This is a genomic window from Centipeda noxia ATCC 43541 (assembly GCF_000160555.1).
GTDB lineage: Bacteria > Bacillota > Negativicutes > Selenomonadales > Selenomonadaceae > Centipeda > Centipeda noxia.
In genome coordinates this window covers 1-858 of record NZ_GG749291.1, presented here as the reverse complement: position 1 = coordinate 858, position 858 = coordinate 1, and the positions used below count along the sequence as shown (strand labels likewise).

1 pseudogene is annotated in these 858 nt (G+C 53.7%); it reads right to left on the bottom strand.

The features are described from left to right. Positions 1–858 (bottom strand): annotated as a pseudogene (locus HMPREF7545_RS10450) (hemagglutinin repeat-containing protein); the annotation flags it as partial.

Genomic DNA, 858 nt, shown 5'->3' with positions numbered 1-858 from the left:
CGGCGTTAATCAGCGCTTCGTTGAGTCCTGCGCCAACGGCACCCGAAGCAAAGCCGGCACCCGTGATCTGGCTCATAATGCCGCCGATGATCGCGTGCACGGCAATCTTTCGTCCGCTCCCATCGTCCTTCATGTTGTGGGCGAGACGGAATGCCTCCTCACCAAAGACCGCGGCAAGTTCCTGCTGCTCCTCGATCTTCTTCTTGTCAAAGATTCTGCCGAGCTCATTGAGGGCATTCTCTGTGTTACGACTGAGCGCCGAGATATCCTGCGTCGGATTCTCCCTAATGTCGATGGTTCCCTCTGCAACGGCAGACGTTGTCCTGCTGCTCGCATTGCCTTTGACGGGCATGGAGATGTTCGGGGCAAGGCCTTTGGTGTTGTAGACCTTATTCTTTTCATCCTCCGTCATATTGTCATAGTTGCCGTACTTATGGTAGGCGGCACCGATGCTCTTTGCACTGTAATCCGCCTCATTCTCCAGATCGCTGAAGGAGAGTGTGCCGGTAGAGAGTTTGTTCTTGTCCGCTGTTGCCTTACTTGCGATGAGTGCGCCCTTCAGATCGGTATTCTTCCCGACCAAGAGATCAAAGCCGCCGCTTCCTGCAAAGATACCCGCCTGATCTCTTGCACTCCTGTAGTGGGAGGAGATGTTTCCCTTGCTGAAGGAGCCTCCGATATTGGGCATGGAGAATTTGCGGTAGACGTTCTTAGAGTCCGGTGTAGCCAGTTGTTTGGTCTTTCCATCAAAGAGGTTGACATTCCAAGAGATGCCAAAGCCCGCAGAGGTATTCTGCTCCTCATAGGTCTCTTTCTCCTGGAGGGTCTCAATATTGAGGTTCCCGCCGACTCTTGCCG